Origin of the sequence: Pseudomonas brassicacearum, from assembly GCF_003732225.1 — a bacterium.
In the GTDB taxonomy this organism is placed as follows: domain Bacteria; phylum Pseudomonadota; class Gammaproteobacteria; order Pseudomonadales; family Pseudomonadaceae; genus Aquipseudomonas; species Aquipseudomonas brassicacearum_E.
In genome coordinates, this window is record NZ_MOBJ01000014.1 from 93,792 (window position 1) to 116,074 (window position 22,283).

At 59.0% G+C, this 22,283-nt stretch carries 21 protein-coding genes and 4 pseudogenes; 15 read left to right on the top strand and 10 right to left on the bottom strand.

Features of this window, described 5'->3' with window-relative positions:
- The first annotated feature begins 56 nt into the window (after positions 1 to 56).
- A complete protein-coding gene (locus tag BK659_RS20180) occupies positions 57 to 602 on the top strand; it encodes a sigma-70 family RNA polymerase sigma factor (protein WP_123426726.1) in 546 nt (181 codons plus the stop codon).
- On the top strand, positions 599 to 1,612 hold the full coding sequence (locus BK659_RS20185) for an ABC transporter substrate-binding protein (RefSeq protein WP_123426727.1): 1,014 nt from the start codon (positions 599 to 601) through the stop codon (positions 1,610 to 1,612). Before BK659_RS20180 ends, BK659_RS20185 begins: the two co-directional genes overlap by 4 nt.
- Before the next feature lie 26 nt (positions 1,613 to 1,638).
- Here BK659_RS20185 and BK659_RS20190 read toward each other — a convergent pair.
- Positions 1,639 to 1,836, bottom strand: a pseudogene (locus tag BK659_RS20190) (glutathione binding-like protein); the annotation flags it as partial.
- On the opposite strand from BK659_RS20190, the pseudogene BK659_RS20195 reads away from it, so the two are divergent.
- The 3 pseudogenes from BK659_RS20195 to BK659_RS28350 form a co-directional block, all read left to right on the top strand.
- Positions 1,835 to 2,563 (top strand): annotated as a pseudogene (locus tag BK659_RS20195) (LysR family transcriptional regulator substrate-binding protein); the annotation flags it as partial. The pseudogenes BK659_RS20190 and BK659_RS20195 sit on opposite strands and share 2 nt — an antisense overlap.
- 452 nt (positions 2,564 to 3,015) lie before the next feature.
- Positions 3,016 to 3,792 (top strand): annotated as a pseudogene (locus tag BK659_RS28345) (PAS domain-containing protein); the annotation flags it as partial.
- Between the two features lie 111 nt (positions 3,793 to 3,903).
- Positions 3,904 to 4,335: pseudogene (locus BK659_RS28350) on the top strand (methyl-accepting chemotaxis protein); the annotation flags it as partial.
- Positions 4,336 to 4,414: 79 nt separating this feature from the next.
- On the opposite strand, the gene BK659_RS20205 reads toward BK659_RS28350, so the two are convergent.
- Positions 4,415 to 6,325, bottom strand: coding sequence for an IucA/IucC family protein (locus tag BK659_RS20205; protein ID WP_123426729.1), 1,911 nt, complete (start codon positions 6,323 to 6,325; stop codon positions 4,415 to 4,417).
- A gap of 182 nt (positions 6,326 to 6,507) precedes the next feature.
- A complete protein-coding gene (gene gntR, locus BK659_RS20210) occupies positions 6,508 to 7,539 on the bottom strand; it encodes an HTH-type transcriptional regulator GntR (RefSeq protein ID WP_123426730.1) in 1,032 nt (343 codons plus the stop codon).
- A gap of 215 nt (positions 7,540 to 7,754) precedes the next feature.
- Between gntR and BK659_RS20215 the strand changes: the two genes are divergently transcribed.
- Both BK659_RS20215 and BK659_RS20220 read left to right on the top strand, forming a co-directional pair.
- On the top strand, positions 7,755 to 8,288 hold the full coding sequence (locus BK659_RS20215; RefSeq protein WP_123426731.1) for a gluconokinase: 534 nt from the start codon (positions 7,755 to 7,757) through the stop codon (positions 8,286 to 8,288).
- 85 nt (positions 8,289 to 8,373) lie between these two features.
- Positions 8,374 to 9,726, top strand: coding sequence for a GntP family permease (locus BK659_RS20220; RefSeq protein WP_123426732.1), 1,353 nt, complete (start codon positions 8,374 to 8,376; stop codon positions 9,724 to 9,726).
- A 99-nt stretch (positions 9,727 to 9,825) separates the two neighbouring features.
- Here BK659_RS20220 and alaC read toward each other — a convergent pair whose 3' ends face one another.
- Positions 9,826 to 11,046, bottom strand: coding sequence for an alanine transaminase (gene alaC / locus BK659_RS20225; RefSeq protein WP_123426733.1), 1,221 nt, complete (start codon positions 11,044 to 11,046; stop codon positions 9,826 to 9,828).
- Positions 11,047 to 11,275: 229 nt separating this feature from the next.
- Between alaC and BK659_RS20230 the strand changes: the two genes are divergently transcribed.
- The 3 genes from BK659_RS20230 (at position 11,276) to BK659_RS20240 (ending at position 13,316) form a co-directional block, all read left to right on the top strand.
- Positions 11,276 to 11,938, top strand: a complete 663-nt coding sequence (locus BK659_RS20230) for a LysE family translocator (RefSeq protein WP_123426734.1) — start codon at positions 11,276 to 11,278, stop codon at positions 11,936 to 11,938.
- A gap of 66 nt (positions 11,939 to 12,004) precedes the next feature.
- Complete coding sequence (locus BK659_RS20235; protein WP_123426735.1) at positions 12,005 to 12,493, top strand: GyrI-like domain-containing protein; 489 nt, start codon at positions 12,005 to 12,007, stop codon at positions 12,491 to 12,493.
- Positions 12,494 to 12,818: 325 nt separating this feature from the next.
- Positions 12,819 to 13,316, top strand: coding sequence for a GNAT family N-acetyltransferase (locus tag BK659_RS20240; protein WP_123426736.1), 498 nt, complete (start codon positions 12,819 to 12,821; stop codon positions 13,314 to 13,316).
- Positions 13,317 to 13,522: 206 nt separating this feature from the next.
- On the opposite strand, the gene BK659_RS20245 is transcribed toward BK659_RS20240, so the two are convergent.
- Together BK659_RS20245 and BK659_RS20250 are read right to left on the bottom strand one after the other, a co-directional pair.
- Positions 13,523 to 14,128 (bottom strand): pyridoxamine 5'-phosphate oxidase family protein, encoded by a 606-nt coding sequence (locus BK659_RS20245; protein WP_123426737.1) that lies wholly within the window; start codon positions 14,126 to 14,128, stop codon positions 13,523 to 13,525.
- Positions 14,129 to 14,161: 33 nt separating this feature from the next.
- Positions 14,162 to 14,647: a GNAT family N-acetyltransferase gene (locus BK659_RS20250; protein ID WP_123426738.1), complete on the bottom strand. Its 486-nt coding sequence runs from the start codon at positions 14,645 to 14,647 to the stop codon at positions 14,162 to 14,164.
- A 268-nt stretch (positions 14,648 to 14,915) separates the two neighbouring features.
- Here BK659_RS20250 and BK659_RS20255 point away from each other — a divergent pair, with 268 nt between their 5' ends.
- Genes BK659_RS20255 through BK659_RS20265 form a run of 3 tightly spaced genes read left to right on the top strand, consistent with a single transcriptional unit; the run spans position 14,916 to position 17,012 of the window.
- Entirely contained in the window at positions 14,916 to 15,260 is a 345-nt protein-coding gene (locus BK659_RS20255; protein WP_123426739.1) for a YciI family protein, read from the top strand.
- A gap of 25 nt (positions 15,261 to 15,285) precedes the next feature.
- Positions 15,286 to 15,777 (top strand): SRPBCC family protein, encoded by a 492-nt coding sequence (locus tag BK659_RS20260; RefSeq protein WP_123426740.1) that lies wholly within the window; start codon positions 15,286 to 15,288, stop codon positions 15,775 to 15,777.
- The gene (locus BK659_RS20265; protein WP_123426741.1) at positions 15,777 to 17,012 is read left to right on the top strand and encodes an RNA polymerase sigma factor; all 1,236 of its coding nucleotides are present in this window, start codon (positions 15,777 to 15,779) and stop codon (positions 17,010 to 17,012) included. The genes BK659_RS20260 and BK659_RS20265 overlap by 1 nt, the downstream gene beginning before the upstream one ends.
- A gap of 269 nt (positions 17,013 to 17,281) precedes the next feature.
- Here the strand turns inward: BK659_RS20265 and BK659_RS20270 are convergent, their stop codons facing one another.
- Positions 17,282 to 18,136 carry a LysR family transcriptional regulator gene (locus BK659_RS20270; RefSeq protein ID WP_123426742.1) on the bottom strand — a complete coding sequence of 285 codons (855 nt, stop codon included), beginning with the start codon at positions 18,134 to 18,136 and terminating at the stop codon, positions 17,282 to 17,284.
- Positions 18,137 to 18,225: 89 nt separating this feature from the next.
- Between BK659_RS20270 and BK659_RS20275 the strand changes: the two genes are divergently transcribed.
- Positions 18,226 to 18,663, top strand: a complete 438-nt coding sequence (locus BK659_RS20275) for a multidrug/biocide efflux PACE transporter (RefSeq protein WP_123426743.1) — start codon at positions 18,226 to 18,228, stop codon at positions 18,661 to 18,663.
- Between the two features lie 114 nt (positions 18,664 to 18,777).
- On the opposite strand, the gene BK659_RS20280 is transcribed toward BK659_RS20275, so the two are convergent.
- On the bottom strand, positions 18,778 to 19,536 hold the full coding sequence (locus BK659_RS20280) for an SDR family NAD(P)-dependent oxidoreductase (RefSeq protein WP_123426744.1): 759 nt from the start codon (positions 19,534 to 19,536) through the stop codon (positions 18,778 to 18,780).
- Positions 19,537 to 19,657: 121 nt separating this feature from the next.
- On the opposite strand from BK659_RS20280, the gene BK659_RS20285 reads away from it, so the two are divergent.
- On the top strand, positions 19,658 to 20,554 hold the full coding sequence (locus BK659_RS20285) for a LysR family transcriptional regulator (protein ID WP_123426745.1): 897 nt from the start codon (positions 19,658 to 19,660) through the stop codon (positions 20,552 to 20,554).
- A 119-nt stretch (positions 20,555 to 20,673) separates the two neighbouring features.
- Here BK659_RS20285 and BK659_RS20295 read toward each other — a convergent pair whose 3' ends face one another.
- Together BK659_RS20295 and BK659_RS20300 are read right to left on the bottom strand one after the other, a co-directional pair.
- Positions 20,674 to 21,396: a TylF/MycF/NovP-related O-methyltransferase gene (locus BK659_RS20295; protein WP_123426746.1), complete on the bottom strand. Its 723-nt coding sequence runs from the start codon at positions 21,394 to 21,396 to the stop codon at positions 20,674 to 20,676.
- On the bottom strand, positions 21,393 to 22,259 hold the full coding sequence (locus BK659_RS20300; protein ID WP_123426747.1) for a hypothetical protein: 867 nt from the start codon (positions 22,257 to 22,259) through the stop codon (positions 21,393 to 21,395). Before BK659_RS20300 ends, BK659_RS20295 begins: the two co-directional genes overlap by 4 nt.
- Positions 22,260 to 22,283: the final 24 nt, after the last annotated feature.

Consider the following 22,283-nt stretch of genomic DNA (forward strand, 5'->3'; position numbering starts at 1 on the left):
GGATCGCTGCACCGGACCACCGGACATCCAGCGCAACCCTATTAACTGGAGCCTTCATGTCCGGCACCGACCTTTCTCACAGCGAATACGTGGGCGGATTGTTCCGCAGTCATTATGTTTGGTTGTGCAATCGCTTGCGCGGCTACCTCGATGCTGGCATCAGCGCCGAAGATGTCGCCGCCGAGACCTTTGCGCAGCTCCTCGACTCGCCGAACCTGACGTCGATCCAACAGCCCCGCGCCTTGCTGACTACCCTTGCTCAGCGGGTGACTTATCGCCTCTGGTACCGGCGGGACCGCGAGCGCGAACACCTCGATCAGTTGCAGCACATTCAGCCAGGTTTTGGGCCGTCACCGGAATTTCTGACGCAGCAGTGGCAGACCTTGAGCGTGCTCGATCAGGCGCTTGAGCGCTTGCCGGGCAAGGTCAGGGCGACGTTTCTGTTGTCGCGGCTTGAAGGCCTGACTTACCCGCAAATTGCCGCCGAACTGGGCATCTCCCAGCGTTCGGTCAGTGTCTACATGACCCGCTGTCAGGCGCTTTGCCAGCGCAGCGCCAATCAACCCTTGCTCACACACCCCACCTTGCAGAGGTCCGCATGAGATCAATCAAAACCTGGCTCGGCAGTTCGCTGCTGGTCTTCAGCCTTGTGGCGACACAGGCCCCGGCGACGGAAAAAGTCGCGCCCATTCACTTTGGCGACATCACCTGGGAAAGCGGCAGCCTGATCACCGAGATCCTGCGGTTGATCGTCGAGAAAGGTTACGGCTACCCGACCGACACGCTGCCGGGCAGCACCGTCAGCCTTGAAGCCGCCCTGGCCAAAGATGATATTCAGGTCATCGGCGAGGAGTGGGCGGGGCGCAGTCCGGCCTGGATCAAGGCTCAGGCCGAGGGCAAAGTGTTCGGCCTGGGTGATACGGTCAAGGGCGCCACCGAAGGGTGGTGGGTGCCGGAATATGTGATCAAGGGTGACCCCGAACGCGGGATCAAACCACTGGCGCCGGAGCTGAAATCGGTGGCCGATCTGGCGCGCTACAAGGACCTGTTCCGTGATCCGGAAGACCCGACTCGCGGTCGTTTCCTCAACAGTCCCACCGGCTGGACCTCGGAGATCGTCAACAGCCAGAAACTCAAGGCCTACGCGTTGACTGATAGCTTCGTCAACTTCCGCACCGGCTTGGGCGCGGCGCTGGATGCCGAGGTCAGTTCGTCGATTCGTCGTGGCAAACCGGTGCTCTTCTACTACTGGTCACCAACGCCGTTGTTGGGGCGTTTCAAACTGGTAAAACTCGACGAACCGGCCTTCGACGCCGAAGCCTGGAAGACCCTGGCCGACGTCAACAACCCGCACCCGAAAGGGACGCGCTCGATGCCGGCCAACCTGGCCATCGGCGTCTCGGCACCGTTCAAGGCCCAATACCCGGACTTGGTTGCGTTCTTCGAGAAGGTTGATGTACCGATCGATTTGCTGAACCAGACCCTCGGCCAGATGAGCGAAAAACGCCAAAAACCGCGCGAAGTCGCACAAGCCTTCCTGCGTGAGCAACCGCAAGTGTGGCAGGGCTGGGTGCCGGCGCAGGTTGCAACGAAAGTCAGCAGCAGTTTGTAGCGCGGTTGTGAGTAGGCGCTGGGTCGTCAGGCGTGCGCCACTTCCGCCGCCAGCGCCTCGCTCACCGCCGGCCGTGCGCCAATTTTCGACTGAAAACGTTCCAGCGGCGGCCATTGCTTCAGGTCGATATCGAACAAGGAAGTCCAGCGCAGCACAGTGAACAGATAAGCATCAGCGATGCTGAAGCGCTCGCCGAGCAGATAGTCCTGTTGTTCCAGTGTCCGGGAAAACCGTCAGACCTTGCCGACCGCCGTTGGAGCGCAAGTGATCGAACAGGCGCGGGTGATGCTCCTGGCCCTTGAGACCATCCGGGCCACCACCGATGTGGCTCGGGATATTCAGCGTGGGACCATCCGCCTGGCCAGTTTCCCGATGGTGCTCGCGACGTTTCTGCCGCCACTGTTGCGTCAGTTCAAACAACTTTATCCCGGTATTCAGGTGGTAGCGCTGGAGGTCAGCGACAACGAAGTCGAAGCGTTACTCGGCGCTGGCCTGGTTGATCTGGGCGTGGTGCTCAATCCGCCACCTGAACGCAATGCCGGATTGTTGGGCCGAGATACCTGGGTTGCGGTGTTGCCGATTGCCCATCCATTGGCCCGCCGACCCCACGAGCACGGGTTGATGCTGGCGGAGCTGGTCGAGCAACCGTTCGTGCTGGCCACTGGCGGTTGCAGCGTCAATGCTCGCAGCCTGGCAGCGGATGCAGGTCTTGCGCTGCTTGATGTACGGGTTGAAGTTCGAGAGTGGGGCAGTGCATTCACACTGGTTCGGGAAAACGTCGGGGTGACGCTGGTTCCGGAAATGACCTTACCGACCCATCGCAAGGGGTTGCGTGTGCTGCCGTTGGCGGTGCCCGTTCATCGAGAGTTTGCGCTGGTCGCCACACCGCTCAGGGAACCCTCGGCGGCGGTGCAGGCGCTGCTGGCGATGCTCCATCCTGCTGCTCTCTGACCCTCGGTAAAAAGATGGCCTATTGATGGCCTTGCATCCGTGGCGTTGCTGTCTATGCTCACTCGTGACTATGCATGTCGGTCAAAATATAAAGCGTGAGCGTGTCAATGCCTCAGGCTGATTGTGCTTGAGTCAGCGCTTTGTGGCCGGCAGTCAGTTGAACCGTGAACCGTCGGTAAGAGTGCGCAATTAAAGGCACCGTTGCGAAAGGGAGTGTTTCTTAGAGGGAGTTACTTGTGAATGTTGGGTTGGCCCCGCGTGCGGGGCATCAAGAAACGGATGGCTTGATAAGAGCGTTGCGTTACGGACACTCCGATTGAACATCATTGATCACCTGACTCTTATCCTTCGTGTGAGGATGCGTTTGCCTGTTCTGTGGAAAGTTGTCGTAAGTCCAGTGAAAGACTAGGAACTTCCGTTAATCAAAAGACAGCGCTGAAGGTGATACCACCATGTTTAACCTACACCATAAATCTGACGTGCTTGAGATAGAACGATTGAGCTGCGCGTTGACTGAAGCCAATGCCAAGTTGGCGGCGATCAGCCGCTCTATGGCAATGATCGAGTTTGATTCCACTGGCGTGATCCTCGAGGCCAACGAGAACTTCTGCAAAGCCGTCGGCTACTCCATCGAGGAGATTCGCGGCAAGCATCACCGGATTTTTTGTGAAGAGGCTTACGCCAACAGCGAAGACTACCAGCGGTTCTGGCGCGAGCTGGGCCGTGGCGAACCTGACAGCGGAACATTTTTACGCTTGAACAAGGCCGGCAAGGAAGTCTGGCTTGAGGCCAGCTACATGCCGGTGATCGGAGCGGATCGGCACGTTCGAAGCGTGATCAAGGTGGCGGCGGACATCACGGCCCGGATCAACCAGGAGCATGAAAGCCAGAGCCTGGTGAATGCCCTGGGGCGCGCCATGGCGGTGATCGAATTTTCCCCTGACGGCAGGGTGATTACCGCCAACGATAACTTCTTGCAGACCATGCACTATTCGCTTAACGAAGTAGTGGGTCAGCACCACAGCCTGTTCTGTCACCGAGCGGAGAGCGAGTCTGCGGCCTACAAGGCGTTCTGGGCTTCGCTCAACCGGGGCGAGTTCCATTCGCGTCGGTTTGAACGGGTCGACAAACACGGTCGTATGGTCTTTCTCGAAGCTTCGTACAACCCGATCTTCGACGCCAAGGGCCGCTTGTATAAGGTGGTCAAATTCGCCAGCGACATCACTCAGCAAGTGACGACGTTGCAGACCGCCGCCGAGTCGGCTCATTCAACCTCGGTGCAAAACGATGCTTGCGCCCAGAAAGGTTCGCAGGTGGTACAGCAGACCGTACAGATCATCGAAGAGATCTCCAGGGATCTCAACGAAGCGGCCCTCAGCATCGATGCGGTGAGCAAGCAGTCCGACATCATCGGCACCATTGTTCAGACCATTCGCGGCATCGCCGATCAGACCAATCTGCTGGCGCTCAACGCCGCTATCGAGGCTGCGCGGGCCGGCGAACATGGGCGAGGATTTGCGGTCGTTGCCGACGAGGTGCGCAGTCTGGCGGCACGTACCAGCCAGGCGACAGTGGAAATTGTCGATGTGGTGCGCAAGAACCACGACTTGTCCTTGAGTGCAGTGTCGAGTATGCAATCAAGTTTGAGCCGTACTGGACTTGGCGTGGAACTGGCCAATGAAGCGGGCGAGGTGATCCTGGAAATTCAACAGGGCTCACGGCATGTGGTGGATGCGATCAGTCAGTTCAACTCGACGTTGCAACTTAATTAAAACGTCGTGCAACTAAAAGGGTTTTCGATCAAGTACTGTTACTTGATCGAGAGTCCTTTTGGCTGCTCTAGCGAGTAGTTTACGAGTGCACGCGAAGCGGGTTGCTCAGACGACCCACGATATCGAGCGCGCTGTCGAGCAAGCGCATACGCATGAAGGATTTGGCCGGCCAGTCCTGTTCCAGCAAGGCCGAACGCTCGATTACCCAGCGCTGTGGTTCGACCCGGTCACGCAGGTTGTCAAAGCAGTCGCTGACGTGAATGGCCAACTCATTCCAAAGCGCATTTTCTGGCATTTTCCAATGCCGGGCGCAGAGCAGAGTCAGTTCACCGAGATGGCACATGAAGGTGGTGTGCAAGAGCTTCTCGCGCACGAAGTCCGCATCGTCATACAGCGTCATCTGCGGGTCATGCAGATGAAGGTCGAGGCTTTGCCGGTGCAAGGTCTGGCGGTGAATCCGGATGTCACCGAAGTCGCGCACCATCAGTCGGCTCAAGTGTCCCTCGGCATTCATGACCATGAAGCTGTTTTGCTGATGCGCCTCGAAGGCGACGCCGTAGATCAGGTACAGACCGAGCAATCCGGGAACGGCGATCGATAGATAGTCACGGAAAAAGCGCAGCAGATCCGGTCTGCTGTCGTCCCCTTGAGCCAACCTGACCCACTGGCGCAGCAAAGGTTGTCCGTGTTCATCGAGGGCGAACAGGCTGCCAACGGGCACGGCCATTTCGCCCGGCAGCAACAAGCTCGACGGGTTGTCCCGGTAAAGCACCGCCAGATGCCGGGAGCGTTGGTCATCCGCCGGTTGCGGCGCGAAATGCACGCCGATACGTTCCGGCACGATGTTCAACACGGCACGAATCTGCGGCTCCTGCTTGAGCATTCGCAGCAATAAACCGCTGACCCTTGGCCCCATGCGCGCCGAGCGTGGCGAAAGGGTGCGTTGCACGCTGGTCAGTCGCAGCGCCACCGGAAGTTTGACCATCGGTGAACAGCGGTCCGCATCGGGCACCACGGTGCGAAACGACATGGTGGGCTGGCCGTTGAACGCAATGATGGTGGTCATAATCAGCAGGCGGTCGGCAATCTCGCGAGCAAACGAGCGCGGTAGTTCCTCAGCGGCTTGCCACGGATGGACGGGGATGGGCAGGTAGTCATCCGGGTCCAGACCTTTGGCCAGAAGGTGCTGGATCAGTTGTTCGGCCGCAAGCGGGAAATGCCCTTGCCACCAGTCGCGGTAATGCTCAGGTTCGTTCAACGATTCGACGTGAGCCCATTGCCGATGCAAAGCGCACAGGACGACTGGCACGCAGGCTTCGAATTCCGGTGATAAAGCAATGACCTCAGTAGTGCTCAAGCCAAGCTTGGTTTTGTAGTTCGGGTGCCAGGGATGGCCCAGCGTGCCCCACTGTTCAAGCACCGATGTCGGGTTCTGCCGGGAGGGGGTGCCCTTGAGCCAGGTCAACAGATTATCGTCATCGGCGAGTTTGAACTGTTCACGCAGTTGTCGGCTCCAGCCGTGGTGAAAGGCCTGACACAAGGTGGCGTTGCAGAAGCTGTCATCGAGCTCTTCAGTCAGACGATCGAGCACTTCGGGCGATGCTAAAGGCTCAAGTTGCGCGCAGAGCAGGTTTAGCAACTGCGAAGGAAACAGCAGTTTTTGTGCTGGGCATTCAGAGCGATGCAACGTGATGTCGCCCTGTATGTCCCAGCTGTTCATCCGCGCCGGGATGAGCCCTTCGAAACACAGCCGGGCACCATCGAGCAGCGTAAGCCAATACACCGAACCTTCGGCGTGCAGGTTTTTTGGATTCAGCAGGCCTTCGCGTAGCAGCGCCTGCAACAAGCGCTGAAAGCTTGTGCGGGCGCTGAACTCGAGCGTATCGGCCAGATGGCCGAGGTTTATCCGGCGAGACTTGAACGCCTCGGTCGCCAGGGCTTCGCTCCAGCGTGAGAGTAACCATTGCTGTTTTTGCGGGTCCGTGTGCATGACATACGACTCCTTGGGGCGATTAAAAGCAGCTCCAAAAAGCCTACGGCAGGCGCAAAAAAAATGATGGCAAGCATTTCCGTCAAGTGTGTAAGACGCATCCTATGGTGATGGCGGGAAGGTCCGAGAGCAGGATTCGAGGGCGTAGGAGCTGCCGCAGGCTGCGATCTTTATCCCGACACCTACGTGCTTTCGCGCACCTTCAACTCAAAACCCATGTCGACCACAGGTTTGGCGATCGAATTGCCGGCCATCAAGGTCAGCATGTGCTCGGCAGCGCGGCGGCCAATGGCTTCACGCGGGGTGCTGATGCTGCTCAGGCGCGGCACCATGTGCGCCGAGGCTGGCAGGTCGTTGAAGCCGAGGATGGCGACTTGCTCGGGGATCTTGATCCCGTGGCGCAGGGCTTCGAGCAGGGCGCCCTGGGCCAGGTCGTCGTTGCCGAAGAAGATCGCGTCGACCTGCGGGTGGCTCGTCATCATCTGCAGAAACAGTTCGCCGCCAAGGCCCACCGATGACGGGCGCGGTGTCAGCAATTCAAGGTCCGGGTCGTACAGACCCGCTTGCTGCAAGGCACGCCTGAAGCCTTCGCCACGCAATAACGTGCGTTGGTCGAGTTGTGCGCCGATGTAGGCCAGGTGCCGACGGCCGCGAGAGATCAAGTGTTGTGCGGCGGTTTCGCCAGCGCTCAATTGCGAGAAACCGACGCAGTTCAGGCCGGCGCCCGGGTCCAGGTCCATCATGTAGACGCAGGGGATGTTGCTGGCTTCGATCATCCGGCGGGCACTTTCGGTGCGATCAAAACCGGTCAGCAGCAGGCCGCGAGGCTGATAGGCCATGTAGTTGCGCAGCAGGTTTTCTTCTTCATCGCGGGAATAGTGATAGTTGCCGATCAGCACTTCGAAGCCTTTGGGGCGCAGCACCTGATGGATGGCTTCGAGGGTTTCGATAAACAGCAGGTTCGACAGCGATGGCACCAATACCACCACCGAATGGCTCTGGGCCGAGGCCAGGGCGCGGGCGGCCGGGTTGACCACGTAGTTCAGTTCGAGCGCGGCCTGCTGAACCTTTTCCACCAGTTCGGTGGCAACCGTGCTGATACCGCGCAAGGCTCTGGACGCGGTGATCGGACTGACGCCCGCCAGACGGGCGACTTCGTTGAGGGTAGGGCGGCCAGTGGTGCGAGTATTTTTATCGTTTTTAGTCGAGGTCATCGGGCAGCTTGCCAAACAAAATTCAAGGCACTAAGGTAGCGCTGTCTCGATGCGGCTGCAAATGCTTGAGCAGGGTTTGCCTGATCCCTGCTTTTTGGCGTTGGGAAAGAACGTGCTGCAACCCATAAAAATGACAAGAAGGCGTCGGCAATGCCTGCTTTTGCACTAGAGTTTTACCTGGCAAAGGTAGCGCTGTCTGCGCGCTGAGGTGTTACATGAGTCAACCAATCACCGCCCTGGTCATCATGGGCGTGGCCGGCTGCGGCAAGTCCAGCGTCAGCGAGGCTTTGTGCCTGCTCAGCGGCGCGACTGGCATTGAAGGCGATACCTTTCACCCTGCCGCCAATATCGAAAAGATGAGCGCGGGCATTCCCCTGAACGACGACGACCGTGCCGGCTGGCTCGACAGCCTGTGCGATGAGTTGCGTCGCGTCGATGTCACGGGCCAGCGCCCGGTGCTGACCTGCTCGGCGCTCAAGCACAGTTACCGCGAACGCTTGCGCAGCGCCTTGCCGGGCCTGGGTTTCGTGTTCCTTGAGTTGACCCCTGAAGTCGCCGCCGATCGTGTGGCCCATCGTCCGGGTCATTTCATGCCTTCGACCTTGATTGCCAGCCAGTTTGCCACCCTTGAATCACCAGTGGGCGAGCCACTGACCCTGGTGCTCGACGCTTCCACGCAGACTGTCGAACAGCTGGCCGAACAGGCCAATGGCTGGTGGATCGAACACGGGTTGAAACGCCGGGTTTGAGTTTTGTTCCAAGAGATAGCGCTGTCCTATTCGCAGACGGTTTAAACCCGCTTTAATAACAACAACAAACAGGAGATACCCCCCCATGTTTGGCATGTCCCACGAGTCGTTTTTGCTGCTTGATGCAGTGATCACCGTGATCGGATTGATCGTCCTGATCACCAAGTTCAAGCTTCACCCCTTCATTGCACTGATCATCGCCGCCGCTTTTCTCGGGCTGACCTCGGGCATGCCGATTGGCACCATCATCAAGGCGTTCCAGGACGGCTTCGGTGGGGTACTCGGGTTTGTCGGGATCATCCTCGCGCTGGGCACCATGCTTGGCAAAATGATGGCTGAATCGGGGGGAGCGGATCAGATCGCCCAGACCCTGATTCGCGCGTTCGGTAAAGAGCGCGTGCAGTGGGCCATGATGTTTGCGGCCTTCCTGGTCGGCATTCCGTTGTTCTTCGAAATCGGCTTTGTGCTGCTGATTCCGCTGGTGTTCATCGTTGCTCGGCGCACCGGCGTTTCAATCATCAAGATCGGTATCCCGTTGCTGGCCGGCCTTTCTGCCGTGCACGGTCTGGTTCCACCCCATCCTGGTCCGTTGCTGGCCATTGGCGTGTTCGGTGCCGACATCGGTAAAACCATCCTCTACGGTCTGATTGTTGCGCTGCCGACGGCCATTATTGCCGGTCCGATCTACGGTACGTTCATTGCCAAATACATCCCCGGCCATCCTAACCAGGAACTGGTGGATCAACTGGCTCGTGAACCACAGTCCAGCACCTTGCCGAGCTTCAGCATTACTTTGATCACCGTGCTGTTGCCGGTGTTCCTGATGCTGCTTAAAACCTTTGCCGACATCGCGCTGCCGGACGGGCATTTCTTCCGCACCTGGATGGACATGATCGGTCACCCGATCTCGGCCTTGCTGCTGGCATTGCTGCTGTCGCTGTACACTTTTGGCCATCGTCAGGGCATAGATTCCAAGCGGATCCTCAAACTGCTCGATGCCAGCCTGGCGCCGACCGCTGCGATCATTCTGATCATCGGTGCCGGCGGTGGCTTCAAGCAGATGCTGGTGACCAGCGGTGTGGGCGATGTGATCGGCCACATGGCGGTGAGCGCGCAGATTTCACCGATTCTGCTGGCCTGGCTGGTCGCGGCGGTGATTCGCGTGGCGACTGGTTCGGCGACCGTGGCGACCATTACCGGCGCGGGCATCGTGGTGCCGGTGGTGGGGATGATTCCGGGCGTGAACCGTGAGTTGCTGGTGCTGGCCACCGGCGCGGGTTCGTTAATCCTGTCTCACGTCAACGACGCAGGCTTCTGGCTGGTCAAGCAGTACTTCAACATGACCGTGGCCGAAACCTTCAAGACCTGGACCGCGATGGAAACCATTCTTTCCGTCGTTGCGCTGGGCTTCATCATGTTGTTGTCGCTGGTGGTTTGAATTCATACCTCGTAGGAGCTGCCGAAGGCTGCGATCTTGCATCACTAATCGTGAAAATCAAAAGATCGCAGGCTACGCCAGCTCCTACGGGGTAGCGGCTTACGTGGCGCTGGTTTTCTGTGCCAGCCCATCCGCCCGGAACATCCCGCGAATGCCGCGTACCGCCTGACGAATCCGGTCCTGGTTTTCGATCAGTGCGAAGCGCACGTGGTCGTCGCCGTATTCACCAAACCCCACCCCCGGCGAGACACAGACCTTGGCTTCGGCCAGCAGTTTCTTGGCGAACTCCAGCGAACCGAGGTGCGCGTAGGCTTCAGGGATCTTGGCCCAGACGTACATCGAGGCTTTCGGGTTTTCGACCATCCAGCCCAGTTCATGCAGGCCTTTGACCAGCACGTTGCGACGCTGTCGGTACTGCTCGGCGATGTCTTTGACGCACTGCTGATCACCTTCCAGCGCGGCGATGGCCGCCACTTGCAGCGGGGTGAAAGTGCCGTAGTCGTGGTAGCTCTTGATCCGCGCGAGGGCGTTGACCAGTTCCGGGTTGCCGACCATGAAACCGATCCGCCAGCCAGCCATGTTGTAGCTCTTGGACAGGGTGAAAAACTCCACCGCAATGTCCTTGGCGCCCGGCACCTGCATGATCGACGGGGCTTTCCAGCCGTCGTAGACGATGTCGGCGTAGGCCAGGTCGTGCACCACCAGTACGTCGTATTGCTTGGCGAGGGCGATCACCCGTTCGAAGAAATCCAGCTCGACGCACTGCGCGGTCGGGTTGGACGGGAAGCCGAGGATCATCATTTTCGGCTTCGGGATCGAACCGCGAATGGCTCGTTCCAGCTCCGCGAAAAAGTCCACGTCCGGAATCAGCGGCACCGAGCGCACTTGGGCGCCGGCAATCACGGCACCGTAGATGTGGATCGGGTAGCTCGGGTTGGGCACCAATACCGTGTCGCCCTGATCGAGGGTGGCGAGCATCAAGTGCGCCAGGCCTTCCTTGGAACCGATAGTGACGATGGCTTCGCTTTCCGGGTCGATGTCGACTTCGTAGCGATCCTTATACCAATTGGAAATCGCCCGGCGCAGGCGCGGAATACCCTTGGACGTGGAGTAGCCGTGGGTGTCTTCGCGCTGTGCAACGGTCACCAGTTTTTCGACGATGTGCGGCGGAGTGGGGCCGTCGGGGTTGCCCATGCTCAAGTCGATGATGTCTTCGCCACGACGACGGGCGGCCATCTTCAGCTCGGCAGTGATGTTGAATACGTAAGGGGGGAGTCGATCTATGCGCGCAAAGCGGCGCGGCGAACCTTGTTCGGCCATTGTTGCCTCGAATAACGTAAGCGCCCGGAACCGTCCGAGCGACGCTGGCCACTGCGGTGGCCTGTGGCGGAAGATAAGGGCGTTGACGGCCGATTGTCTAGTGGCGAGGTTCAACTATTTTCGATGACACTGCTGATCGAGCAGGCACGTTTTTGCCGTGCGGCTGTGCGCGCACGCTTCTTGCAAAAGACGATACTCACTCAAAAAACACCACCAGACGGGATGAAAAATGGAGTTTTCCAGCGGCTTTTTGCTGAGTCTTTCACTGTGCCTGGATATCGGCGTAGCCAACATTGCGATGATCACACTGGCCATGCAACGCGGGTATTTTCAGGGCTTTGCGCTGGGGCTTGGCACCTGTGTCGGCGACCTGGTTTACGCGGTGCTGGCGCTGGCGGGCATGACGGTGCTGTTGCAGTATTCGGCCGTGCGCTGGGCGCTGTGGATCGGTGGCTCGGCGTTGCTGCTGTACTTCGCGGCGAAGATGATTTACTCGGCCATTCATCACAGTGCCGTGTTGGCAGAGGCGGGTGAGGTCAGTGCGGGTTCCCATCGCCGGGAGTTCTTCCGTGGGATATTCCTGGCGATGTCGTCGCCCAGTGCGATTCTCTGGTTCGCTGCGGTGGGCGGTACGCTGATTGCCCGTTCCGGGGGCGGCAGCGTGACCAGTGCCGGACTGTTTCTGGCAGGGTTCTTTTGCGCCGGGCTGCTCTGGTGCGTCGCCCTGTGTCTGGCGGCGACCCAGGGCGGCAAGCTCTTGGGGGACAAGCTGCTGCGCTACTCTTACCTGGCATCTGCGGCGATCTTCTGTTATTTCGCAGTCTACGTGATCGTTTCTGGTTATCAGGAATTTATCGTCTCGGCGGCTGTTGCAGAACTTCCGGGCCTTTGACTGGGGGAATCCGGTTTGGCTTCTATACTTGATGCCAAACCCATCTTCAGTTGCAGGAGTTGATTCATGGACGATCCAAAAAAGGGCGTGGTCGCTGAGCCGCGCTTCGAAACGGGGCATTTTTTGCTGATCGCCGGGCTGGGCGGGCGGTTTAGCGCGGACACCACCGAAGGCATTCCCAAACTCTGGAAGAAATTCGAACCGCATATCGGCAATGTTCCAGGGCAAATAGGTGAAGTAACCTACGGCATCTGCTGCAACCCGGATGGCAAAGGTGGTTTTGAGTACATCGCCGGTGTCGAGATCAGCAAGCTCGATGATCTGCCAGAACTCTACCGCTGGATCGAAATACAGCCGCAGCACTATGCGGTGTTCAAGCACGAAGGTGCGCTGGACACCTTGCCACAAACCTTTCAGTACATCTGGAAAACCTGGTTGCCGCAGTCGGGTCATGAGGCTGCCGATGCTCCGGAGTTCGAGCGCTACAGCGACGACTTCAACCCGAAGCTCAACACCGGTGTGCTGGAAATCTGGGTGCCGCTCAAAACTGCCTGAATGGGTTGAGAGGCGGCGCAGGTTCGCGCTGTCCGCCTCTTCACGTCTGCACTATTTGCCTTTGCTGATTCGGCGCGCTCGCAGCACGTCGATCGACAGCGTGATAAAGCCAAAGGCGCTGATGGTGAACAGCATAAGCAGACCGATCTGAACGCTACTCATGGTGAGTTTCCCTATTTATGGTCAGTGACAGGGACAACAAATAGTCCGAACCTTAAGCGAATGAAAGCCGCTATACGAAGGCTTTACGGGCTTGCAGATGATCGATATGCGGTCCTTATTAATTTATGATTCGCTCCCTCTTTTTCGCTGACCGGGCCACGCCATGAACTCACCCACGACTGTCATTCGCCAGGTCACGCCGGCTGATCTTGACCGCTGCTTCGCCATCGAAATCGAAGCGTATGAGGGGGATGAAGCGGCCACTCACGAGAAAATCGCCACACGGATTGCCACCTGGCCGCAAGGTTTTATCGTGGCCGAGGTCGACGGTGTCGTCGCCGGGTTTATCAATTCGGGGGCGGCGTATCAGGTGGAAATGGCAGATGAGGCCTTCAAGGAGATGATCGGCCATGACCCGGATGGCCCGCAGGTGGTGATCATGTCGGTGGTGGTGCACCCGGACTTTCAAGGGCTGGGGCTGGCGAAGCGTTTGATGCGCGAGTTCATTGTTCGCGTGCGTGATTTGGGCAAAATCCGCATCAACCTGATGTGCAAGGAGCGGCACATTCCGCTATATGCCGGGTTTGGTTTCGCCTACCTCAAGGCGTCCGCGTCCGACCACGGCGGCATGGCCTGGCATGAAATGGCGCTGGATTTGTAGCGGTTACCCAACGTTGAAATACGTTGTATGACTACCCCCGTAGCAGCTGTCGAGCCTGCGAGGCTGCGTCCGGCCGCGAAGCGGTCGTAAAATCAGGCAACGCGTTCTTTCAGACAATCTGCGTACGCAGGATTTGCGAGGACTTCATCCTCGAACGCAGCCTCGCAGGCTCGACAGCTGCTACGGGCTGTCAGGCAATGGGGTGGTCAGTAGAGGCTGTTGAGTACCCGAGCGGGCGCTTCCCGATCGTACGTTTCGGCATCGAACTGGCCATCGTTCAAACGCTTGTGAAAGGCACCTGCGGTGGGCAGGGCCGAGCGGTCCAGGTACTTTTCCGGGTTCCACAAATCCGAACGGACGATCGCCTTGGAGCAGTGGAAATACGCCGCTTCGACCTTCACCAGAATCACCGTGCGCGCCGGTTTGCCGTTTACCGAAAAGCTTTCCAGCAACTCGGGCTCGGCGCTGATCCGCGCGCGGCCATTGACCCGCAATGTCTCGCCAATCCCCGGAATGATGAATAGCAACGAGATACGCGAATCAAGGACGATATTGCGCAAGGTGTCGATGCGGTTATTGCCCGGGCGGTCGGGAATCGCCAGCGTTCGCTCATCGATAATCCGCACAAAACCCGGTGTATCGCCGCGAGGCGAACCATCCATGCCGTCGGGGCCGACCGAGCTTACGATGACCAGCGGCGAGGCGCGCACCATCGCCTGGTAATCGAGATTGAGAAAGGGGATTTCCTTGCGCACGGCGCGGTCGTGGGGCAGGCCATAAATCGCCTCAAGTTGTTCGATAGTCGTCAGCATTGTTCATATCATCCATGACAGGTTGTCGGGTGTTCAGAAAGCCAGGGCCATGCGCCGCTCATAGCCGATCCGGCCTTTGTAGGCGTTGCCGCTGTCGACCCAGCCTTGCTTGAGGTAGAGCCCGAGCGCCGATTCGTTGTGCGCATCCACCGAAAGCTCCAGACCTTTGATTTCCGGCCAGGCCTGACGCGCTACCTGTGGCAGGGCTTGCAGGCAGGCTTTGCCGAAACCCTTGCCCTGGTGGCGGTGATCGACCTGTAGCGCGTGCACGGTTGCGGTGTCGCCATTGGCCCAGTGCGGCAGGAACGGCGGGCGCTTGAGCAGCAGGAAAGCCACGGGAGTCTCGTCAGCCAGCAGGGCGAAACCTTTGATGCCGTCGCCCGGTTCGGACAACAACGTATGCAAGGCCATATCAATATCGCCAGAGAATTGCTGCTGCTGCGCAGGGATCTCGATGGCTTCCAGTTGCTGGCGCTGAACGGTTGTCAGCTGTTCGTAGGGAACAAGTTGGGTAGTCACTGGCGGTGTCCGTGTTGCGACAAATTCAAAGCCGGGATTCTAGCCAGTTTACCTCTTCGAAATTTATTTTATTTGAGCTGTCGAATTGGCTTTTTGCCAGACGACTAAGGGTGTCTTCTCACAAAAAACGCTTGGAGAACCCTCATGAATGCATCACGTCGATACCGTCGCGGCACCACGTTATTCGAGCTGCAACCCTGATCGTCGGGATGTTCGCCAAATGCTCGATCTGCAGCCATAGTTGATCAGCCCGATGATGGAGAGCCTTATGAAATACCTATGTCTGGTCTACAGCGACGAACAGGTTCTGCATGCCTCGTCCGACAGCCCGCAAGATGCCGAATGCATGGCCTACGCCGAGTCGGTTCAGGGCAGCGGCCGGATGCTCGCCGCCGAGGCGCTGGAATCTGTTCAGACCGCTACCACGGTGCGTATGCGCGGTGGCAAGTTGTCGATCACCGACGGCCCGTTCGCCGAAACCAAGGAGCAATTGGCCGGCTTCTATCTGATCGATGCGAAGGACCTGAACGAAGCCATTCAGGTCGCCGGCAATATCCCGGCGGCCCGGGTCGGCAGCATTGAAGTGCGTCCTGTACGTGAGTTGAATCCCTGATAACAATCAAAAACAGGAGTTTTCCATGAGCATTCCCGAAGCAGGCGGTCAGCCTGCCGAATACCAGTTGTGCATCAGTCGCTTGATTGATGCGCCACGCAGCAAGGTGTTCCGTGCCTGGACCGAGCCGCAGTTGCTCGCCCAGTGGTGGGGGCCTCACGGCATGACCACGCCGGAGTGTGAAATGGACCTGTGGGTCGGTGGTCAATTCCGCACGCTGATGCGCGCACCGGATGGCAGCGAGTACCCGACGTCGGGGGTGTACCTGGAAATCGTAGCACCGCAGCGGATTGTCTTCACCGATGCCTTCAAACCTGGCTGGATCCCCTCGGGCAAACCGTTCATGACCGCCGAAGTGACGTTCGATGAGGTCGACGGCAAAACGCTCTACACCGCCCGCGCCATGCACTGGTCCGAAGAGGATCGAGAGAGCCATGAAGCCATGGGGTTTCATGACGGCTGGGGGCAGAGCCTGGACCGGTTGGTGACCCTGGTGACCACGGGCATGTCGGACTGATGCCGGGCGAGTCGGTCAAGGCGCTGGTCGAGACGGTTTACCGCAGTGAATCGCGGCGCATCCTCGCTACATTGATTCGCCTGCTGGGCGATTTCGACCTCGCCGAAGAGGCGTTGCATGAAGCCTTCTTCATCGCGGTCGAACGCTGGCAGCGCGATGGCGTGCCTGACAATCCGCGCGCCTGGCTGGTGTCGACCGGGCGCTTCAAGGCCATCGACGGTTTGCGCCGTCGGGCACGATTTGCCGCCTCGCAAGCGGCATTGGTCGCACAGCTGGAAGAACTCGAAGAGGCCGACTGGAGTGCTGAAGATGTGGAAGACGATCGCTTGCGGCTGATCTTCACCTGTTGCCACCCGGCCCTGGCGGCGGACGCGCAGGTACCGTTGACGCTGCGCGAAGTCTGCGACCTGACCACTGAGGAAATCGCCCGGGCCTTTCTCGTTGCACCGTCCACTATCGCTCAGCGCATCGTGCGTGCCAAAAGCAAAATCCGTGACGCAAAAATCCCTTATCAAGTGCCTTCCATTGCCGAGTTACCGGAGCGTCTGGACAGCGTGTTACGGGTGATTTATCTGGTGTTCAACGAAGGGTATTCGGCGTCGGTCGGCAGCGAGCTGACTCGCGAAGACCTGACCCGCGAAGCGATCCGTCTCGGTCGTTTGCTGATGGAACTGTTGCCGGAGCCCGAGGTGATGGGGCTGTTGGCGCTGATGCTGCTCAATGAATCGCGGCGCCCGGCCAGAACCTCGGCGTCGGGCGAGTTGATCGTTCTCGATGAACAGGACCGTTCGCTGTGGGATGCCCGGATGATTGCCGAAGGTTGCGCATTGATCGAGCAGGCGCTGAGCACTCGCGGCTTCGGACCGTATTGCCTGCAAGCAGCGATCTCGGCGGTGCATGCCGAAGCCTCGACGCCCGAGCAAACCGACTGGCCGCAGATTGTCGGGCTGTATGACGTGTTGCTGCAGGTGCAGCCTTCGCCGGTGATTGAGCTCAATCGCGCGGCGGCATTGTCCAGGCGCGATGGACCGCTGGCGGGGCTGACACTGATTGAAGGGATTCTGCAGCGAGGCGAGCTGCTCGACTATCACCTGGCCCATTCGGCACGCGCAGAGTTTTGCCGGCAACTGGGGCGTGTTGAAGAGGCGAGGGCGGCTTATTTACGTGCCCTTGAGCTGACTCGGCAAGTGCCGGAACGACGGTTCATCGAGCGGCGGTTGAGTGAGCTCAATTGATTGCCGCACCTCATACCTCATCCGTACCCGTACCCGTCCGTATCCGTAGCAGCTGCCGAGCCCGCGAGGCTGCGTTCGAGGACGAAGTCCTCGCAAATCCTGTGCACGCGGTTTGCCTGGAAGAACGCGCTGCCTGATTTCACGACCGCTTCGCGGCCGAACGCAGCCTCGCGGGCTCGGCAGCTGCTACGGATACGGATACGGATATGGGTATGGGTATGGGTATGGGTATGGATGAGGAATGAGGAATGAGGAATGAGGTACGAGCATCACTCCAGCATCTTGGCCAGCAACCAGCTCCCCGCCGGCCCCGGCGGATGTAGCCGTGACCAGAGCGCGTCGACCGCCACCGGTTTCGGCCAACCGCGGACGTTGAGCTCCTGCAACGAACCCGCACCAAAGCGCCCGACCAGCCAGCGCGGCAAGGGCGCCCAACCAAAACCGCCTTGGGCCATTTCCAGCAGCATCAGATAACTGGGCGCCGACCAGACCCGGCCTTGGGCGCGGGTTTCGTACGGATTGATGATCGTCGCCAGACGCAACTCGCGGTGCTGCTGCAGGATGTTTTTGTCGACCTTTTGCAGTGTCGCCAGCGGATGTTCGCGCGACACGAACAAGGCAATTTCCGTGCGCTCGTCGAGCGTCGCGCTGTTCAGGTCTGCCGGGTAGTCAGCCTGCATTTCGGCGAAGGCAATATTCGCGCGACCGCGTTGCACCAACGCGATCAAATCGTCGCACTCGGCAATCAGGCATTCGAGTTCCAGATCGGGATAACGCTGCTCGAAGTCGCTCAACGCGGCTTCAAATCGGTCGGACTGCCAGGTGTCGGAAATCGCCACCGTCAGTTTTGCCTCAACGCCCTGGGATAGCTGCGCGGCGGTCATTTCCAGACGGCTGATGGCGGCCAGAATGTCCTCGGCGCGTTGCAGCATGACATGCCCGGCCGAGGTCAGGCTGGGCTTGCGACTGCTGCGATCGAAGAGCATCACGTTCAGGTCGATTTCAAGGCTCGCGACGGCCGCGCTGATGGTCGACTGGCTCTTGCCGAGTTTGCGTGCCGCTGCGGAAAACGAGCCTTGGGTCGCCGCCTGGACGAACGCCAGCAGCACTTCATGTGAGGCCATGAACTATCGCCTTGATCGATGGTTAATGGTTATGAAGTATCGGTGTGGTGGTAGATGATGGCAACCACATTCACCCAGGGAGCTTGATGATGAGCACCAATAAATCCTTTATCGAACGGGTTTTTCAGGCCATTGGTTTCGAACTGTTGGCGGTCATGCTGTGTACACCGTTGCTGGCGTGGCTGATGGACAAACCGATGCTCGAGATGGGCGCCGTGACCATTGCCATCGGTCTGATCGCCTTGGTCTGGAACGTGCTGTTCAACGGTCTGTTCGACCGTCTGCTCAAGCGCCTGGCGCTTGTCCCGAGTGCCGCAACCCGGGTCTTGCACGCCTTGCTGTTTGAAGGGGGGCTGGTGGCGGTCAGTGTGCCGCTGATTGCCTGGTGGCTGAACGTCAGCCTGATGCAGGCGTTGATTCTGGACATCGGCGTGTTGCTGTTTTTCCTGCCGTACACCTACGTCTACCACTGGGGTTATGACGTGGTGCGTGAGCGGTGGGTGATGCGCCAGTCTTGCGAGGGATAAAAGCAAAGATCGCAGCCTGCGGCAGCTCCTACGCAGGTTGAATACATCCGCAAAAATTGTGACTGTACTCGATCGGCGTAGGAGCTGCCGAAGGCTGCGATCTTTTGATCTTGATTACAAAAACATTCCCCCCGAAGCTTCGATACGCTGCCCATTGATCCACTGACTGCCCGGCGCCAGCAACAGCGCAATGGCGGCGCCAATGTCGTCGGGTTTGCCGGTGCGCCCCAGCGCCGTATTGCTTGCCACCAGTTGGTTCACCTCCGCGTTATCACGCACCGTACCGCCGCCAAAGTCGGTTTCGATGGCGCCCGGTGCGAGGATATTCACCGCAATATTCCGTGCCCCAAGTTCCTTGGCCTGGTAGCGGGTCAGCACTTCCATCGCCCCCTTCATCGCTGCATAGGCGCCGTACCCCGGCAGGCTGAAACGGGCCAGACCGCTGGAGATATTGATGATCCGGCCACCGTCATTCAGCAGCGGCAACAGGTTTTGGGTGAGGAAAAACGGCCCCTTCAGATGGACGTTCATCAGCAAATCGAACTGGGCGACGGTGGTGTCGGCGAAGTTCGCATGCACGCCGACCCCGGCGTTGTTGATCAGAAAGTCGAAGTGCTGGCGGTCGAAGTGGTTTTTCAGGACATTCCCGACCTCTGTGGTGAAGGCGCCGAAACCTTCGCTCTGACCGACGTCGAGTTGCAGCATGGCGGCGCGACCGCCAAGGCTTTCGATTTGCGTGACTAGCGCCTGGGCTTCGTCGGCGCGGCTGTTGTAGGTGCCGATAATGTCGATGCCCTGAGCTGCCAGATGCAGGGCGGTACTTTTGCCGAGGCCACGGCTGGCGCCGGTGATCAATGCGATTTTGCGGTTCATGGGACGTTCTCCAGAGCAGTGAGTGATGATGGGAGAAAGTTTATTTATCCGCCTTTAGGTGATAAACAGGCTGAAATCGGAATCACTGGTCGGATAACCCGAACAATAAAGAGTCGGCCTCATGAACAAACTGGAACTGTTGCGCACCTTCGTCCGGGTCAGCGAAATGTCGAGTTTCACCCTCGCGGGCGAAAGTCTCGGCTTGCCCCGTTCCACCGTTTCCGAGCACGTCCAGGCCCTGGAAACCCTGCTTGGCACACGCCTGCTGCAACGCACCACGCGCAAGGTTCAGGCAACTCAGGACGGTCTGGTGTTATACGAGCGCAGCAAGGACTTGCTGTCGCACATGGATGAAATCGAAGGACTGTTTCGCCAGGACGAAGCCTCGCTGACCGGGCGTATTCGGATCGACATGCCGAACATTCTGGCCCGGCGGGTGGTGATGCCGCGCCTGCCGGAATTCATGGCGCTGCACCCCAACCTGGCGCTGGAAATCAGCAGCACCGATCGGCGGGTCGATTTGCTCAGTGAAGGATTTGATTGCGTGGTACGGGTCGGCGCGCAACCGGATCAATCGGTGGTCGCTCGTCACCTGTGTGACTTTGCCATGGTCAACTGCGCTAGTCCTGCCTATCTGCAGCGCTATGGTGTGCCGCAACGGCTGGAAGACCTGGCGCAGCATCGGCTGGTTCATTATGTCGGCGTACTGGGTTCACGGTCGGAAGGTTTTTTGTACGAGGAGGAGGGCAAGCTGCATCGAATGCCGATGACCGGCAGTGTGACGGTTAATAATACCGATGCTTACGAGTCAGCATGTCTGGGTGGTTTCGGGGTGATTCAGGCACCGCTGATGGGGATGCAGCCGTACCTGCTCAGTGGTGAATTGGTGGCGGTCTTGCCGCAGTTCAACGCTCCCGCCATGGAAGTCTCGCTGCTTTACGCCCGGCAACGGCATTTGCCATTGCGAGTGCGGGCGTTCATGGATTGGCTGGGACAGGTGATCCAGCCCGTGGCCTGAAGAACGACAAATCCCCCTGTGGGAGCGAGCTTGCTCGCGATGAGGCCATAACATCCGACATCTATGTCGACTGTTCTGCCGCCATCGCGAGCAAGCTCGCTCCCACAGGAGGTAATGTGTCAGACGTGGAAGTAACCCACGCAGGAGTCGAACGGCAGGCGCTTGAGTTCGATCTTGTTCAGGTCGAAGACTTCGCGCAGGGCTTTGGTTTCGCCCGGGAAGTTGCGGTAGGCGACTTCGTCCAGCACCACGATGGCGCCTTTTGGCATGTACGGCAGGAAGGTTTCCAGCGCGACCTTGGTCGACTCATACAGGTCGGTGTCGAGGATCAGCATCGCTACGACCAGGTCCGGACGGGTCTTGACCCATTCAGGCGCGGTCTTGCAGATGTCGCCCTTGACCAGCTCGCAACGCGGGATGCGGTTGACCGGACGCAGCAGGTCGTTGGCGTCGATCATGTCCTGGATCAGCGACTGGTCGGTGTCGGAGAACATGGTCTCGTTGACGTCGGCCGGGTCTTCGTTCTTGTTGATGCTCTGGAAGCCTTCGAAGGTGTCGAAGCCAACAATCGAACGGTTGATCGCGTAGGGCTCCAGGATCATCGACAGGTGCATGTAGAGCATCAGCGAGTTGCCCTTGTACACGCCGCACTCGACGATCGCGCCCGGGATTTCGGCGACCTTCTTGAACAGCTCCATGCGCGACAACGCAGCGGTCACGCCGATGCGGTTGGCGAACACGAAGGGCGCATCGGCCACGTACTCGGCGTCGACGCGCTTGAGGACACCCGCGCGGGTTTCGTTGTATTGGGCCTCGGCAGGCGTAATGCGACGCTTGGTCATGATTGGATTCCTTGGAAATTCGAGAAGTCGTGGGCGTGGAAATAGTCTTTGAAGCCGGCGCCGACATCCGGGCACGCGCTGTCGACGTTGATCGCGCCGCGCTTGTGCTTCAGGTCGCCTAGGTGCATCAGGCGGAAATCCACGCTGAAGCGGGTTTGTTCGGTGTAATTGGGAACCGTGCCGTGCAGGTGTGAACCGGAGAAAATCAGCATTTCGGCGGTGTTGCCGGCAATGCGGATCTCGGACGCCGCGTCGATGTCCTCGGTCGGTACCGGGTGCTGACGGGCTTCTTCCTTGACGTTGTCCTTGGCGCGCTGGCGTTGCACACCGATCCAGTCGGAGAGGCTCCACTGTGCCGAAGTGTTCTTCACCGGCTTATCGAAGTACGCCGGGTTGATCATCATGGTCTGGTCCGGCTGGATCGTATAGACCGGCATCCAGGTGTTGATCTGGCAGTCGACGCCGCCGTACCAGGTGTCGCGATGAGGTTTGTACGCGTAGCTGACGCCGGCGTGCAGGTAATCGTAGTTGGGCACAACGCGAATCCGCGGCACGTCGAAGATGAACTCTTCGGGGGCTGCACCGATTTCTTCGGTGAAACCACGGATCAACTCTTTGGCCCGCAGGCTATTGGTGAACTGGCCTTTGAGCCGGGTCACCAGCACCACGAACTCTTCCACCGGCATCAGGCGGTGCAGGGCCTGGTGGTCAGTCTCGCCGTCAAACGCGGCGGTGATGCTTTCCTGAGCAAAAGCACAGAGTTCTTTTGCTGCATTGAGCTGGGTGTTCAGGAAGATATCGCCAGCGTAGATGGCGCTTTTGAAGTCAGCTTTCTTCTGAAGCTGATTGATGTACAGATTCACGGTTCCCCCTCCTGAATGCATCGG

Bases quoted from the DNA above. Each gene is read 5' to 3' on its own strand.
- BK659_RS20180 (WP_123426726.1), top strand. From the start codon at position 57: ATGTCCGGCACCGACCTTTCTCACAGCGAATACGTGGGCGGATTGTTC.
- BK659_RS20185 (WP_123426727.1), top strand. From the start codon at position 599: ATGAGATCAATCAAAACCTGGCTCGGCAGTTCGCTGCTGGTCTTCAGC.
- BK659_RS20205 (WP_123426729.1), bottom strand. From the start codon at position 6,325: ATGCACACGGACCCGCAAAAACAGCAATGGTTACTCTCACGCTGGAGC.
- gntR (WP_123426730.1), bottom strand. From the start codon at position 7,539: ATGACCTCGACTAAAAACGATAAAAATACTCGCACCACTGGCCGCCCT.
- BK659_RS20215 (WP_123426731.1), top strand. From the start codon at position 7,755: ATGAGTCAACCAATCACCGCCCTGGTCATCATGGGCGTGGCCGGCTGC.
- BK659_RS20220 (WP_123426732.1), top strand. From the start codon at position 8,374: ATGTTTGGCATGTCCCACGAGTCGTTTTTGCTGCTTGATGCAGTGATC.
- alaC (WP_123426733.1), bottom strand. From the start codon at position 11,046: ATGGCCGAACAAGGTTCGCCGCGCCGCTTTGCGCGCATAGATCGACTC.
- BK659_RS20230 (WP_123426734.1), top strand. From the start codon at position 11,276: ATGGAGTTTTCCAGCGGCTTTTTGCTGAGTCTTTCACTGTGCCTGGAT.
- BK659_RS20235 (WP_123426735.1), top strand. From the start codon at position 12,005: ATGGACGATCCAAAAAAGGGCGTGGTCGCTGAGCCGCGCTTCGAAACG.
- BK659_RS20240 (WP_123426736.1), top strand. From the start codon at position 12,819: ATGAACTCACCCACGACTGTCATTCGCCAGGTCACGCCGGCTGATCTT.
- BK659_RS20245 (WP_123426737.1), bottom strand. From the start codon at position 14,128: ATGCTGACGACTATCGAACAACTTGAGGCGATTTATGGCCTGCCCCAC.
- BK659_RS20255 (WP_123426739.1), top strand. From the start codon at position 14,916: ATGAAATACCTATGTCTGGTCTACAGCGACGAACAGGTTCTGCATGCC.
- BK659_RS20260 (WP_123426740.1), top strand. From the start codon at position 15,286: ATGAGCATTCCCGAAGCAGGCGGTCAGCCTGCCGAATACCAGTTGTGC.
- BK659_RS20265 (WP_123426741.1), top strand. From the start codon at position 15,777: ATGCCGGGCGAGTCGGTCAAGGCGCTGGTCGAGACGGTTTACCGCAGT.
- BK659_RS20270 (WP_123426742.1), bottom strand. From the start codon at position 18,136: ATGGCCTCACATGAAGTGCTGCTGGCGTTCGTCCAGGCGGCGACCCAA.
- BK659_RS20275 (WP_123426743.1), top strand. From the start codon at position 18,226: ATGAGCACCAATAAATCCTTTATCGAACGGGTTTTTCAGGCCATTGGT.
- BK659_RS20280 (WP_123426744.1), bottom strand. From the start codon at position 19,536: ATGAACCGCAAAATCGCATTGATCACCGGCGCCAGCCGTGGCCTCGGC.
- BK659_RS20285 (WP_123426745.1), top strand. From the start codon at position 19,658: ATGAACAAACTGGAACTGTTGCGCACCTTCGTCCGGGTCAGCGAAATG.
- BK659_RS20295 (WP_123426746.1), bottom strand. From the start codon at position 21,396: ATGACCAAGCGTCGCATTACGCCTGCCGAGGCCCAATACAACGAAACC.